We start from the raw sequence: 14,034 nt of genomic DNA on the forward strand, positions 1-14,034 counted from the left end.
CAGGAAGACGACAAGGAACATGTCCATGCTGAACACCCAACCGAACCTGCAGGCCTGCGACGACTTCTATGAAGCGCTGATTGCCGCGCACCAGGGCCTGTCCACGCCCGAGAGCCACGCCATGAACGCACGCCTGGTGCTGCTGCTGGCCAACCACATCGGCGAGCAGGCCACGCTGCAGCACGCGCTGCAACTGGCACGCGGCAGCGCCGTGCCCACGGCCGACCGGCACACCACCCCGGCCATCACGCCCGTGGTGCCCACCCACGCGGTGGCGGCCTAGCCCGCACCTTTTCACCTGGCACTTCAGCACCGCGCAGACGGTGCGGGGTCCGACCCGCCTTGAACTTTGACTACTACGGAGACAACACCACCATGCAGCGCAAACATTTCCTCGCCACCCTTGCGGGCCTGGCCCTGGCCACCACACTGCCCCTGGCCCACGCCCAGGATTCCAAGCCACTCGAATGGGTGGTGGGCTACGCGGCGGGCGGCGGCTCGGACATCGTGGCACGCACCATTGCCGAATCGATGTCGGCCACGCTGGGCCGCCCCATCATCATCAACAACAAGCCCGGCGCGGGCACCAACATCGCCGCAGAGTACGCAGCGCGCAACAAGGACTACGGCAACCTGATGTTCTCGGCCGACTTCGCCACGCTGGCGGCCAACCCGTTCCTGTTCAGCAAGCTGGCCTACAACGCCGAAAAGGACTTCCAGCCCGTGGGCCTGCTGGTGCGCTTTCCGATGTTCCTGGTGGTGTCCAACAGCGTGCCGGCCAAGAACCTCAAGGAGTTCATGGCCTGGGCCAAGGGCCAGGCCGATGGCGTGAACTGGGCCTCGGCCGGGCCGGGCAGCCCGCACCACCTGGTGGGCGAGCTGTTCCGCGAGCAGAGCGGTCTCAAGCTCACGCATGTGCCCTATCGCGGCGCAGCCCCGGCCATCCAGGACGTGATCGGCGGCCAGGTGCCTGCGATGTGGATCGACAGCGCCACGGTGTACCCGTTCCTCGCGGGCAACAAGGTGCGCGCCATTGGCGTGGCCAGCCCGCAGCGCGTGACCACCATGCCCGATGTGCCCACGATTTCCGAGCAGGGCCTGCAAGGGTTTGAAGGTTTTGCGTGGCAAGGCCTGGTGGTGCCCACCGGCGCGCCGGCCGATGTGGTGGCGAACTTCAGCAAGGCACTGCAGACCGCCCTGGCCGACACGCGCACCAAGGCCCGGCTGCAGGCCCTGGGTGTGGAGCCCATGCCCGGCACCGCTGCCCAGATGGGCAGCTTTGCGCGCACCGAGCGGGAGAAGTGGGGGCGAGTCATCACCAAGGTGGGCGTAAAACTCGACTAACCCCCCAAGCGGCTGCGCCCCATCCCCCTGCGGGGGAGCCCACGTTGCGGGCCGAATACGGCGCTCAGCGGCAGCGTGCCAGCCGCCGTTTGCGGTGCAGGGCGGGGGCCAGCCACAGCAGTTGCACGGTGGCGTAGCCCAGTGCTGCGAGCAGCAGCCCCAGGGTGGGCAGGCCGATCAGCAGTGGCGTGCCCAGCGCCTGCATCCAGGTGCCCAAGGCCTGCACCGTGAACTCACCCCCAGGCGCCACGCTGCTCCAGGCGGGCAGCGTCTGCGCGCCGGGCATCACCAGCGCCCCGAGGTAGAAGGCCAAGACATACAGCGGCACCGTGGTGAGCGGGTTGGTATAGAAGGTGGCCACGCCCCCAGCCACCACGTTGCCGCGCAGCCAGGCGCACACCAGCAGCGTGCCCGGGATCTGCAACGGCCCGGGGATCAGGCCGCAGAACATGCCCGCCGCCACCCCGCGCGCCAGCGGCTGGCGCTGGAAGCGGAACAGCGCGCGCCGCTCCAGCCAGGGCTGGAACTGCGCGAGCCAGCTGCGGTCCAGCAGCTGGCGGGCCCGGGGCTCCAGCGCGCGCAACCAGCGGCGCAAGCGACACAGCGGCTGCATCATGCGACGAAGGCTACCGCAGTGCCGGCGCCCCACAAGGCGGTGAGGCCCACCAGCAGGTTCACGTCGCGCGGCTCGTTCTCAGCGTGGTAGGCCATGGCTGTGGCCCCTACCAGGCCCAACAACATGCACAGCATCACCGATTCGATCAGATCCATGGCTCAAGTCTCCGGGTTTGGCAGCGATCAGGCCTTGGGGGGCAGTGCGGGTGGGGCACCCTTGGCGGCCTCGCCCGAATTGCGCAGCGACAGGAAGATCGACCCGGCGATCAGCGTGGCCGTGACCAGCAACGCATAGCCAATCGGGATCTTCACGAAGTCGATGAGCAACATCTTGCCGCCGATGAAGACCAGGACCAGTGCCAGGCCGTAGGCCAGCAGGTGGAAACGGTCGGCCAGGTCTGCCAGCAGGAAGTACAGCGCACGCAGACCCAGGATGGCAAAGATGTTGGCCGTGAGCACGATGAACGGGTCGCTGGTGATCGCGAAGATCGCCGGGATGCTGTCCACCGCAAAGATGATGTCGGTCGTGCCGATCAGGATCAGCACCACGAACAGCGGGGTGTAGTGCTTGACGCCGTTGATCAGGGTCGAGAGCTTTTCGCCGTCGAACTGGTCGGTGATGCGGATGCGCTTTTTCAGGAACCTGAGCACCGGGTTGGTGGCGATGTCAGGCTCCTGCCCGGCGGCAAACCACATCTTCACGCCCGTGACGACCAGGAACGCACCGAACACATACAGCAGCCAGTGGAAGGTGGCCAGCAGCCAGGCGCCTGCCAGGATGAGCAGCGTGCGCAGCACGATGGCGCCGATGATGCCGATGATGAGCGCGCGCTTTTGGTATTGCGGCGGCACGGCAAAGTAACTGAACAGCATCAGGAAGACGAAGATGTTGTCCACCGACAGGCTCTTCTCCACCAGGTAGCCGGTGATGAACTGCATGGACACCGTGTTGGCGATCTCGCGCCCCTGGCTGCTGTCCAGGTACCACCACAGGATGGCCACAAACACAAAGGCGAGCGAGAACCACAACAGGCTCCAGCGCGCGGCCTCACCCATGGTGACCTTGTGCGCGCCCTGGCGCTCCATGACCAGCAGGTCCACGCCTATGGCGATGACCACGAAGACGGCAAATCCCGCCCACATCCACCACGTTCCGATTGTTTCCATCGAGTTTCTCCAAAGATGCCCTCACACGCCCAGGCACGCCGGACGCCCAAGCCCCGGACTGTAGGGGCAGGGGTACTTCTTTAAAACCTGTGATCACAGTAGTATTGGTTCGGTTTTTACGAACCAAACACTTTTTTTACGGCCCCACCGCAAAGAGATCATGAGCCAGAGCTTCAACTACCGCCATCTTTTCTACTTCTGGGTGGTGGCCAAGGAGGGCGGCATCGCCCGCGCCGCCGAGCGGCTGGACATGGCCGTGCAGACCATCAGCGCCCAGGTGCGCGAACTGGAAAAATCGCTGGGCGTGAGCCTGCTGCGCACCGAGGGCCGCAACCTGGTGCTGACCGACGCAGGCGTGGCCGCGCTGCATGAGGCCGACCACATTTTTGCGCTGGGCGAATTGCTGCCCGTGCGCGTGCGCGAGGCAGCCAGCGGCCAGACGTTGCGGCTGAACCTGGGCATCTCCGACGGCATTGCCAAGCTGGCCGTGCACCGGCTGCTGACGCCCGTGCTGGACGAGCCGCACCTGCGCCTGCTGTGCCACGAGGGGGAGTTCCAGCCCCTCTTGGGCGAGCTGGCGCTGCACAAGCTCGATGCCGTGCTGGCCGACCGCGCCGCGCCGCCCAACCCGGCCCTGCGCACCACCAGCCAGCTGCTGGGCACGAGCGCCATTGCCTGGTATGCGCCCCCGCTGTGGGCGGAGGCGGCGGCCAACAACTTCCCGCACAGCCTGGCTGTAGTGCCCGTGCTGCTGCCCACCGACCACGCCGCGATGCGCGCACGCATCGACCACTGGCTGGAGCGCGAGCGCATCCGCCCGCGCATTGCCGGGGAGTTTGAAGACAGCGCCCTCTTGAGCACCTTTGCCGCCACCGGCATGGGCGTGATGCCCGCGCCGGTCTCGCTGGGCGAGCACCTGGCCCAGACCCACGGGCTGGTGCAGGTGGGTACCGCACCCGACGTGCAGGAGCAGTTCCACCTGATCTACAGCGCCCGCAAGGTGATGCACCCGCTGCTCACGCGGCTGCTGGAGGCAGGCCAGGGCGGAATGCTATTGAATTAATAGCTACCAGCACATACCGATCTAGCGCTTGGGGCCCAAAAGACGCAAAAATCTGGCGCAATGCCCTCGCAGGCCCCGTCAGTCGCGCCCTGCCCGCTCGATGTGCTGCGCCGCCGATGCCGGGTCGGAAAAGCACAGTTCGTGGCTGCCCGGGCACTCCACCAGGCGAAACAAGCCCAGCCGCTCCGACAGGCGTGGGTGCCACGGCAGGCTGTGGGGCAGCGCGGTGTCCTGCTGCGCGTTGAGGTAGCTCTTGCCTACCTCCAGCGCGGCCAACGGCACGGGCAGTTGCGCCGGTTCGGTGAAGGTGCGATAGGGGTGGGGATTGAGCAGCGCATAGGTACTTCGCGCCAGGGCCTCGTCGGCATCGTTGATGAAGGCCTCGCGCCAAATGGGGTACGGCAGCATCACGGCATTGCCGTTGCTGGCCGCCACCTGGTCGAACAGCGCGCGGTAGTGGGGTGGTACCAGGTCGTTCAGGCACTCGCCTGGCTGCGGCACGAAGGCGTTCCAGTACACCAGGCGGCGGATGCGCCCGGGCAAGCGCGCGGGCACGTGGCTGATGACCATGCCGCCGTAGCTGTGGCCCACCAGCCGCACGTCGGTCAGGCCCTGGCTGTCGATGAAGGCCGCCAGCGAATCCACCGCGTCGGCGAGACCCGTGGCAGCGCGGTCGTCGCCGGGGCGGTTGCCCGCGAGCGTGGGGCAATGCACCGTGTGGCCGCGCGCGCGCAGGTGGGTGGCGGTGGCTTCCATCTCGGCACCAGTGTGCCAGGCGCCATGGACCAGGACATAGGTATCCGGCATGTGTGTCTCCTTCGGGTTGGTGTTGCAGGACCGGGCAATCCGCCCTGCCGCTACCTTAGAAACACCCGGTGGCACGGAATGGCCTGCGCGTGCCAGCCGGCTGTGCTGGATGTGCCAAAAGCTTCACCGCCGTGTAGCGCGGCAGGGCGAAGCAACAACGACACGGATGATTGGGAAACGGAATCAGCCGCCGCGCCGCCACTGCGCGGGCGACACGCCCATGGCGCGCTGAAAGGCGCGTGCGAAATGCGACGGGTCGGCAAAGCCGCAGCGCCGCCCGATCTCGCCCACGGCCACATGGGCCAGCTGGGGGCGGCGCAGCAGCTCGCCTGCACGCGCCAGGCGCAGTTGGCGCAACGTGCCCGCAAAGGTGTGGCCCTGTGCCGCAAACGCCCGGTGCAGGGTGCGCAGCGACACACCCGCCTCCTGCGCCAGCGCCGGGGCCGAGAGGCCCGGCAGGTCAACGCGCGCCCGCAGCAGCGCACACAGATGGGCGTGCAGGCTGCGCGCCGCCGTGGGTGCCGGTGGCCGGGGCGGCTCCAGCGCAGCGCACAACAACGCGCCCAGGTGGTCGGACAGCAACGCAGGCGGCAAGGCCTGCGCCGAGGACGGGTCACGCGCCAGCTGCACGGCCAGCGCCCCCAGGCTCTGGCCCCAGCCCTGGTCGCGCCAGGCCACCCGCGGGCCGGGCGCCTCGGCCTGCTGCAGCCACTGGCCCACCCAGGCACGCGGCAGCTGCAGCGATACGCAGTGCACGCCTTCTGGGAAGTGCAGTTCGTAAGGCCGGGCCGAATCCAGCAGCACCACATCGCCCGGGCGCAGGTGGGCCACATGGCCATCCTGGCGCACATGCCATGCGGTCTCGGCCTGGCCGATCAGGTAGAAGGGCAGCTGGCGGCTGCGCGCAATGCCGGCGGGTGTGCGAAACACATCCTGGGTGGAGGCACGCACGCGGTTGATGGACAGCGTCTCCACCGGCAGGCTTTGCAGTTCCCCGCCAAACAGCGGCGCCTCACGGGAGCTGCAGTCCATCTCCAGAAACGCCTCGCAGATCGCGCCCACCCAGTAGTCCAGGCGCGCGGGCGGCGCCACCACGTCGGTGGTCCACTGGCGCAGAGCAGCGGGGGACGAAGGCGCGGGAGCGGCGGGCATGGCGCCCAATCTACCGGCAAGCGGGCCGGGCAGGCAACAGGGCAAGCCCGCCCAACCAATCCCCTGACGGCCTGCCCGCCAGGCTCAGCGCTGCGGCATGTCCTTCAAAGAGTACCCCAGGCTCACCGTGGCATCGTCAGGAATGGCGGGCATTGACACATTCCACGCCTCCCACGCGGCGCGCATGGCCTGCAGGCGTTCGGGCTCCACAGGCGCGCGGTTGGCGCGCTCGCGTTCGTCGTCGGCCAGGTTGAACAGGTAGTCGTTGCCATCCACGCGCAGGTACTTCCACACGCCCTGGCGCATGGCGCGCTGGCCCCGGTGGTTCATGCGCCAGAACAGCGGGGGCTCGTCGATCACATTGGCATCGCGCAGCAGCGGCATCAGCGAGCGGCCGTCCAGCGGGTAGTCCGCATGCGCGGCGGCCCCTGCGGCGTCGAGCATGGTGGCCGACCAGTCCATGGTCATACAGGTCTGCGCGCTCACTCCGCCGGGGCCGATCACCGCAGGCCAGTGGGCAATCCAGGGCACGCGGATGCCGCCTTCGGTCAGGTCCATCTTGCCGCCCACCAGCGGCCAGTTGTCCGAGAAGCGCTCGCCACCGTTGTCGCTGGTGAACACCACCAGCGTGTCGCGCGCCAGGCCCAAGGACTGCAGCAGCGCCATGATGCGGCCGATGCCCTCGTCCATGTGGTGGATCATGCGGCGGTAGGTCTCGATGTTGCCGCCGTGCAGGTGGAACAGGTTCGTCTTCACCTCCTGCGCCAGCGCTTCGTCGCCCCTGGTCTCCCAGGGCCAGTGGGGCGCGGTGTAGTGCAGGCTCAGGAAGAACGGCGTGCCCGCCTGCGCGCCCGGCGCCATGCGCTGCACGTAGTCGAGCGCGTGGTCGGTGATGAGGTCGGTGAGGTAGCCGTCCTGCTGCTTTTCTTCTTCGCCCAGGTACAGGTCGTGCGTGCCGTTGGAGCTGCAGTGGGTGAAGTAGTCCACCCCGCCCGACATGGGACCGAAGAACTCGTCATAGCCCGAGCGCAGCGGCCCGAACGCGGGCGGGTAGCCCAGGTGCCACTTGCCCATCAGCGCCGTGCGGTAGCCTGCTGCGCGCAGCAGCGAGGGCAGCGTGGGGTGCTCGGGCGGCAGGCCCAGGGTGGTGCTGCCCCGGCTCTTGCTGTTGATGGGTTCCTCGGCAGCGCCGCGCAGACGGTACTGGTAGCGCGCCGTCATCAGCGCAAAGCGCGTGGGCGAGCAGACGGGGGAGTTGGAGTAGCCCTGCGTGAGCTTGAGGCCATTGGCCGCCAGCTGGTCAAGCACCGGCGACACGGGGCCAAACGCCGCATCGCGCCCGCCGTAGCAGCCCAGGTCGGCATAGCCGAGGTCGTCAGCGACGATGAAGATGATGTTGGGGCGGGGTGGTAGGGTCATCTCGAAATCCAGTTTCACTCAACATGGCGCGCAGTCTTCGCGACAGGCGCGGCCGAGGCGGGGGCGGCAAGCAAGGGCCGCCCCGCAGCGAGGCCGCCGTCCCCCTCCGGGGGAAGCGGCGCAGCCGCTCAGGGGGGCTTCCTTGCTATGGTTTGAAGCCCGAGCGCTGCACCACCGGCGCCCACTGCGCGCGGTAGGCCTTGAGCATGGCTTCGGTCTGCGCCATGGTCGCCACCACGGGCTCCATCTTGGCGGTCTCGAACTTGCGCTGCGTGTCCGGGTCTTTCATCACCTCCACGATCAAACCGGACAAACGTTCGGCCTGGGCCTTGGGCATGCTCATCGGGGCAAAGAAGGTGTTCCAGCCGGTGGCGGCCAGGTCCATGCCGCTTTCCTTGAAGGTGGGAATCTTTGCATCGAGCGGGCTGCGCTTGGCGCTCGACACGGCCAGGATGCGGATCTTGCCGGCCTCGTGCTGGGGCAGCAGGCTGTCAAACGTGTCGAACGCCACGGGCACCTGGCCGCCCAGCAGGTCGTTGAGCAGCGGCGCGGAGCCCCGATAGCCCACCACCTCGGCGCGCACCTTGGCGGCGTCGCCCACCATTAGGCCAAAAAAGTGCGGCAGGCTGCCCGTGGCAGGCACGCCGAAGTTGGCCTTGTCGGGGTTGGCGCGTAGCCACGCCATGAGGTGAGGCAGTTCCTTGACCGGCACGGCACTGCCCACGGCCACGCCAAATTCGTAGCTGTTGACATGGCTCACGGGGCGGAAGTCGCGCTCCGGGTCGTAGCCCGCATCGGCGAACACCAGGGGTGCTACCAGCATCACGGCGGGGTTGGCCAGCAGCAGCGTGGGCTGGTTGGCGGGCGCGGCTTTGACAGCCTGGGCCGACAGGCGGCCGCCCGCGCCGGTCTTGTTCTCCACGATCACGGGCGTACCGAGCTTGCTGCCCAGCTTGTCGGCCACGATGCGGGCCACGCGGTCGGTGGCGCCGCCGGGGGCGTAGCCCACCACGATGCGCAGCGGGGTGTCCTGGGCCTGACACAAAGAGGCAGCAAGTGCCAGCGTGGTGGCGACTAAGGATTCAACGAGTTTCCACATGGAACGGCTCCGGTGCGAGATTCAAAAAATGCCTCGATGGGCACGATCAGATGAGTGGATCCACTGTAGGAGGCACACAATCAATTGATCTAAACAATTCTCGCCCGGAAATACCCTGATGCCCGATATAGATCCGGTCCCCGTTCGCTCAACCCTCACCGGCGACGGCCTGATCCATCCAACGACAGCCCATGACCTGCTGATGTATCGCCTCCACCGCCTGCTCGCCGTGGCGGGCAGCCTGGTAGTAAGGCTGTGCGAGGGGGGTTACGGCATCACCCGTCGGGAATGGGGGTTGCTCATGGTGCTCGCGCAACAGCCAGGTCTGCCGCCCGCAGCACTCGCTGAACACTTGGGACTGGACCGCGCTCGAACATCGCGCGCCATCACCTCATTGCTGAACAAACAACTTATCACTCGCAGCACCATGCCAGGGGACCGGCGCCACGCCATGTTGTTTCTGACACCTGCAGGACTGTCGCTCCACGACGAACTTTTCCCGCAAATCAGGGCACTGAACCAGGATCTACTGTCTCAGCTGACACCGGGAGCGGTACGAGCGCTGGATCAGGCGCTGGCCGCCATGCAACAGCAAGCGGAGGCTCTGGTCGCAACGCGCACCGATCTCCCGAGAACTTACCGGCTCAGAGGCGGCCGACAGCAACTTTCGCGTGGCGGTCAAGACTCCACGTGAACTCGCCGCCCAACACCAGGCTCGTGCCTCATGGCCACCCCTCACTTTTCGGTAGTCGAGTACACCTCAAGTAGACGATCCAAATCGGACCGTAGCATTCCATTGGGGTCAATTGCGGCGTCCTTGGGCGAAGACCGCACGCCCGAGGCAATCACACCCGAGGTCACATCGGTGATGGATATCTGGACTTGGTAAAGGTTGCTGTTATTCGCGTATTCCTTGGTGGACGCACAAACGGGTTCACCAGGGTCTGCGAAATAAATCACTGCTGCATCTGTGGCACGCTTGGGCGTACGCAGGTAGCTGGCGTACAACGAAGCCGGCACCGGGGCTTTTTCTGAGCCATTGACGTAATAAGACTCCTCCCAGTCATCGTTTTGCACCACGAGGTTGTATTTGAGCGAGCTGACTTTCAACATCGGATCGCGACCATTGCCAATCGACTCCGCAAATACGTAAAGAATCTTTGTCCCCCGATACAGCACACCGTCAGTGCCAACGATGGTGCAAGCAACAGCATCCAAGTTGGTTGCGGAGTGCACGCCACCAGAGCTGATGTTCTTCAAATCAGCTTGTGCGACGCCAGCAGCCAGCAAAAAACTGCCAACAATCAAGCATTTTTTCAACATACCCTCTCCTCTCCTTTAAAAAACTGGTGTGCCATTGTGCGTACCGTTCTTCACATCCACTCGAGGACGAAGCCGTACATGGCGTTACGTATGCATCGAAAAATAACAGAACAGATACAAATGTCTACCCAAATCTGTGTAATTCGCCTTACGCCCTGCGGCCTTGTGTGGGGTTGTCCAGCGCCTCATCAGCGCCTTAGCCTGCGAAAAGCACATTGAGCCAGTCTGCGCGACGTCCTTCACAATGCTCCGGATTGAGGCACTCCTGATTGCGCCTCCTTGAAGTACGTCAATACCTCCAAAGCCCATGCCATCTCCCTCGACATCGTTGTGGAGCCCCTTGCGCCAACCCGCGTTCCGGGGCCTGTGGATTTGCGGCGGCATATTTTTTGTGGGCAGCGGCATGCAGAGCATGGCGGCGGCCTGGCTCATGGTGGAACTCACGGGTTCGTCGTTCCTGGCTGCTCTGGTGCAGACGGCGGTGTTCATGCCCATGTTTTTGCTGGCCCTCCCTGCCGGCGTGCTGGCAGACACGACCGACCGGCGCCGGTTGATATCGGGCGCACTGCTGGCGCAGGCCGGGGCGTGCGCCTTGCTCACGCTGCTGACGCTGGGGGGCTGGAGTGGCCCGGCGTCGGTGCTGTTTCTGGTGTTCATCTGCGGCTGCTGCACGGCAGTGCTCACACCCGCGTGGAACTCGTCGGTCATCGACCCCGTGCCGCGTGACGAATGGCCCCAGGCCATCACCGCCGTGAGCATTGCCTACAACGCCGCGCGCGCTGTGGGGCCCACGATGGCGGGCCTGGTGTTTGCGCAGCTGGGCGCGGGCTGGGTCTTTGCCGTCACGGTGACCACCACGCTGGTGATGTGGGAGTCCATCCGCCGCTGGCCGCCCAAGGCGCACCCGCCCTCCAAGCTGCCCGCCGAACGCCTGTGGGGCGGCACCCTGAGCGGCCTGCGCTTTGCCTGGCACTCGCGCATGATCCTCGCGCAACTGGTGCGCGTGATGGCCTTCAGCGCAGCGGGCTCGGCCCTGTGGGCGCTGCTGCCGGTGATTGCGCAGCGCCAGCTCGGCACAGGTGCACAGGGTTTTGGTCTGCTCATGGGCTGCCTGGGCACGGGCGCCGTGGCGGTCGGCCTGGTGCTGGGGCGGCTGCGCGCGCGTTTTGGGCTGGAGGCCATCGTCGGCGCCGGTGGTGTGGTGTTTGCGTTGGCCATGCTGGTGGCGGCGCTGACCCACATTGCCTGGGTGGTCTACATCGCCATGCTGTTCGCGGGCGCTGCCTGGATGTCGGCCATGTCCACCTTCAACACCGCCACCCAGGCCAGCGCCCCGCAGTGGGTGCGCTCGCGCGCCGTGGCCATGCACATGGTGGCGGCGCTGGGCGCGTTTGCGATGGGCTCGGCTTTCTGGGGCGCCTCCTCGGACCTGATCGGACTCATGCCTACCCTGTGTGTGGCCGCAGCGCTGATGGGCGCGGGCCTGCTGCTGGCCCGCCCCATGCCGCTGCGCATGGGCGCGCTGCACGAGGTGACCCAGGCCACGCCCTGGGACGAACTCTTCATCGAGGCCGAGCCCCTGCCCGAAGCGGGGCCCGTGGCCGTGGAAGTAGGCTACCGCATTGCCCCCGGCACCGATGCCGCCTTCCTCGACACCATCAGCCGCATGAAAGCCCCGCGCCGCCGCGACGGCGCCACCTTCTGGCGCATCTACAAGGACCTGGGCGAGCCATCGCGCTATGTGGAGCGCTTCATCGTCGAGTCCTGGGCCGACTACCTGCACCAGCGCGCCCGCGCCACCATGGCCGACCAGGCCCTGGAGACCGAAGTGCGTGCGTTTTTGGCGCCGGGCGAAGTCGTGCGGATGTCGCACTACATTGCAGAGCGATAGACGCCCTTGAGCCGACCCGTCGTGGTTTCGGCTTGATGCGCGTCAATTTCCGCAGCCGGATCGGGTGCCGAGGCCGGCGGTCTGCCTGCGACAATCGCACCATGACCTTCGCCCCCCTTGCCAACGACACCTTCCTGCGTGCCTGCCGCCGCCAGGCCACCGACTACACGCCCCTGTGGCTCATGCGCCAGGCGGGGCGCTATCTGCCGGAGTACAAGGCCACGCGCGCCCAGGCGGGCAGCTTCATGGGCCTGGCTACCAATGTCCAGTACGCCACCGAAGTGACCTTGCAGCCGCTGGAGCGTTTCCCACTCGACGCCGCCATCCTGTTCAGTGACATCCTGACCGTGCCAGACGCCATGGGCCTGGGCCTGTCCTTTGCCGAGGGCGAAGGCCCGCGCTTTGCCAAAGTGGTGCGCGACGAAGCGGCCGTGGCCGAACTGGCCGTGCCCGATATGGACAAGCTGCGCTACGTGTTCGACGCCGTCACCAGCATCCGCAAGGCCATCAATGGGCGTGTTCCTTTGATTGGCTTCTCGGGCAGCCCCTGGACACTGGCCTGCTACATGGTCGAGGGCAAGGGATCGGACGACTACCGCCTGGTCAAGAGCCTGATGTACGCCCGCCCCGACCTGATGCACCGCATCCTGGCCATCAATGCCGACAGCGTGGCCGCATACCTCAACGCCCAGATCGACGCGGGCGCACAGGCCGTAATGATTTTTGACAGCTGGGGCGGCGTGCTGGCCGACGGTGCCTTCCAGGAGTTCAGCCTGGCTTACACCAAGCGCGTGCTGGCACAGCTCAAGCGCACCGGCGTGGATGGCACCGATGTGCCGCGCATTGTCTTCACCAAAGGCGGCGGCATCTGGCTGGAGGACATGAAAGACATCGACTGCGAGGTGCTGGGCCTGGACTGGACGGCCAACCTGGGCAAGGCGCGCGCCATCGTCGGCGGCCAGGTGGGCGGCCCCGGCAAGGCGCTGCAGGGGAACATCGACCCCAACGTGCTGTTTGCGCCGCCTGCGCAGATCGTCACCCAGGTGCATGCCGTGCTCGACAGCTTTGGCAAGCCCCACACCGACCGCAACACCACCGGCCCCACGCACATCTTCAACCTGGGCCACGGCATCAGCCAGTTCACCCCGCCCGAGCATGTGGCGGCATTGGTGGAGGCTGTGCACAGCCACTCGCGCGCGCAGCGCCAGGGCTGACACCCCGGGCGAGGCATCCAGACCGCCCGGCACACCGCGCAGGGACCAGGTGATGGCAACGGAACACCCCGTACCGCCGCCAGCGGAGTCCCCCACTGGCCCGCAGGCACTGCCCGCCTCGGCCCTGCAATCCCCACCCCGCGCGCTCGCAGACTGCGTGCGCGCCTTTTTCTGGCGCGACCTGGGCCGCCAGCCGCCCCACACGCCAGCGGACACGCGCGTGCCGCCCAGCCCCTACCCCGGCATCATCTGGCTCACGCGGGGCACGGCCCAGCTCGTGGAATGTGCGGGCGCGACCGCCGCAGCGGCCATGCCGGCCATCACGCTGTCGGGCGCCCACCGGCATCCCTACCACTCGGTCTCCTCCCGTGATGGTGATTCGTTCTGCCTGGCGTTCCAGCCCGGCGCGCTCGGGCTGCTTACCGGGCAGGACCTTGCGCCGCTGACCGACCGGGTCACGGACGCAACGACCTGGCTGCCCGCGGCCTGGCACCCTTTCCTCGCGGCCGTCCACGCGGCGCCTGACCACGGGGTGCGTCAGGCGCTGTGCGTGGACTTCCTCACCCCACGCTGGGCGGTCGTGGCCGACCGGCATGCTGCCTGGTTGCAGGTGTTGCACCAGGCTTGGCAGCGCGGCGCACGCCAGGCCCTGGCCTCTGCGCTGGACTGGACGCCCCGGCACCTGCAGCGCCGCACCCGGCAGCTGGCGGGCCTGCGGCCTGGCGAGATCGAACGCATGCTGCGCGCCGAACATGCCCTGCTGGCCATGCGCGACGGCAACGCCGGTGCCCTCGATGCCGCGCTGCGCCATGGCTACGCCGACCAGGCGCATTTCAGCCGCGAGGCGCGCGCCCTGTTCGAAAAGCCCCCCGCAGCGCTGAAGGCCCACACCCAGCAGCCGGGCGACGATGCGGACTGGCTGCTGCGGCGCAGTTGAAGC

General features: G+C 66.9%; 15 protein-coding genes. 7 read left to right on the plus strand and 8 right to left on the minus strand.

The features are described 5' to 3' along the window. Nucleotides 1–25 precede the first annotated feature (25 nt). Both C8C96_RS00940 and C8C96_RS00945 read left to right on the plus strand, forming a co-directional pair. Nucleotides 26–283 (plus strand): DUF2783 domain-containing protein, encoded by a 258-nt coding sequence (locus tag C8C96_RS00940; RefSeq protein WP_121941134.1) that lies wholly within the window; start codon nt 26–28, stop codon nt 281–283. A gap of 92 nt (nt 284–375) precedes the next feature. Continuing rightward, the gene (locus C8C96_RS00945) at nt 376–1,344 is read left to right on the plus strand and encodes a tripartite tricarboxylate transporter substrate binding protein (protein ID WP_121943813.1); all 969 of its coding nucleotides are present in this window, start codon (nt 376–378) and stop codon (nt 1,342–1,344) included. A 64-nt stretch (nt 1,345–1,408) separates the two neighbouring features. Here C8C96_RS00945 and C8C96_RS00950 read toward each other — a convergent pair whose 3' ends face one another. From C8C96_RS00950 to C8C96_RS00955, 3 genes are read right to left on the minus strand one after another with little or no spacing between them, the layout of a single operon-like run. Next, on the minus strand, nt 1,409–1,960 hold the full coding sequence (locus C8C96_RS00950) for a DUF2062 domain-containing protein (protein ID WP_121941135.1): 552 nt from the start codon (nt 1,958–1,960) through the stop codon (nt 1,409–1,411). Next, nucleotides 1,957–2,115, minus strand: a complete 159-nt coding sequence (locus tag C8C96_RS24960; RefSeq protein ID WP_165836520.1) for a hypothetical protein — start codon at nt 2,113–2,115, stop codon at nt 1,957–1,959. Before C8C96_RS24960 ends, C8C96_RS00950 begins: the two co-directional genes overlap by 4 nt. A gap of 27 nt (nt 2,116–2,142) precedes the next feature. After that, a complete protein-coding gene (locus C8C96_RS00955) occupies nt 2,143–3,126 on the minus strand; it encodes a TerC family protein (RefSeq protein WP_056065578.1) in 984 nt (327 codons plus the stop codon). 160 nt (nt 3,127–3,286) lie between these two features. Here C8C96_RS00955 and C8C96_RS00960 point away from each other — a divergent pair, with 160 nt between their 5' ends. Beyond that, nucleotides 3,287–4,189 (plus strand): LysR family transcriptional regulator, encoded by a 903-nt coding sequence (locus C8C96_RS00960; protein WP_056065575.1) that lies wholly within the window; start codon nt 3,287–3,289, stop codon nt 4,187–4,189. A 78-nt stretch (nt 4,190–4,267) separates the two neighbouring features. On the opposite strand, the gene C8C96_RS00965 is transcribed toward C8C96_RS00960, so the two are convergent. From C8C96_RS00965 to C8C96_RS00980, 4 genes are all read right to left on the minus strand, one after another. After that, the gene (locus C8C96_RS00965) at nt 4,268–4,996 is read right to left on the minus strand and encodes an alpha/beta fold hydrolase (protein ID WP_121941136.1); all 729 of its coding nucleotides are present in this window, start codon (nt 4,994–4,996) and stop codon (nt 4,268–4,270) included. A gap of 183 nt (nt 4,997–5,179) precedes the next feature. Beyond that, on the minus strand, nt 5,180–6,148 hold the full coding sequence (locus C8C96_RS00970) for a helix-turn-helix domain-containing protein (RefSeq protein ID WP_121943814.1): 969 nt from the start codon (nt 6,146–6,148) through the stop codon (nt 5,180–5,182). A gap of 84 nt (nt 6,149–6,232) precedes the next feature. Further along, the gene (locus C8C96_RS00975; protein ID WP_121941137.1) at nt 6,233–7,567 is read right to left on the minus strand and encodes a sulfatase; all 1,335 of its coding nucleotides are present in this window, start codon (nt 7,565–7,567) and stop codon (nt 6,233–6,235) included. Between the two features lie 145 nt (nt 7,568–7,712). Further along, entirely contained in the window at nt 7,713–8,666 is a 954-nt protein-coding gene (locus C8C96_RS00980; RefSeq protein ID WP_121941138.1) for a Bug family tripartite tricarboxylate transporter substrate binding protein, read from the minus strand. Between the two features lie 118 nt (nt 8,667–8,784). Here C8C96_RS00980 and C8C96_RS00985 point away from each other — a divergent pair, with 118 nt between their 5' ends. After that, nucleotides 8,785–9,360, plus strand: coding sequence for a MarR family winged helix-turn-helix transcriptional regulator (locus tag C8C96_RS00985; protein ID WP_121941139.1), 576 nt, complete (start codon nt 8,785–8,787; stop codon nt 9,358–9,360). 41 nt (nt 9,361–9,401) lie between these two features. Here the strand turns inward: C8C96_RS00985 and C8C96_RS00990 are convergent, their stop codons facing one another. Further along, the gene (locus C8C96_RS00990; RefSeq protein WP_056747955.1) at nt 9,402–9,989 is read right to left on the minus strand and encodes a hypothetical protein; all 588 of its coding nucleotides are present in this window, start codon (nt 9,987–9,989) and stop codon (nt 9,402–9,404) included. 307 nt (nt 9,990–10,296) lie between these two features. Here C8C96_RS00990 and C8C96_RS00995 point away from each other — a divergent pair, with 307 nt between their 5' ends. The 3 genes from C8C96_RS00995 to C8C96_RS01005 all read left to right on the plus strand — a co-directional run bounded on the left by C8C96_RS00995 (nt 10,297) and on the right by C8C96_RS01005 (nt 14,031). After that, on the plus strand, nt 10,297–11,880 hold the full coding sequence (locus C8C96_RS00995; protein WP_121941140.1) for an MFS transporter: 1,584 nt from the start codon (nt 10,297–10,299) through the stop codon (nt 11,878–11,880). A 101-nt stretch (nt 11,881–11,981) separates the two neighbouring features. Then, a complete protein-coding gene (hemE, locus tag C8C96_RS01000; RefSeq protein ID WP_121941141.1) occupies nt 11,982–13,094 on the plus strand; it encodes a uroporphyrinogen decarboxylase in 1,113 nt (370 codons plus the stop codon). A gap of 52 nt (nt 13,095–13,146) precedes the next feature. After that, nucleotides 13,147–14,031 carry a helix-turn-helix transcriptional regulator gene (locus C8C96_RS01005; RefSeq protein WP_121941142.1) on the plus strand — a complete coding sequence of 295 codons (885 nt, stop codon included), beginning with the start codon at nt 13,147–13,149 and terminating at the stop codon, nt 14,029–14,031. Nucleotides 14,032–14,034: the final 3 nt, after the last annotated feature.

This window comes from Acidovorax sp. 100 (assembly GCF_003688355.1).
Classification (GTDB): Bacteria; Pseudomonadota; Gammaproteobacteria; order Burkholderiales; family Burkholderiaceae_C; genus Acidovorax; species Acidovorax delafieldii.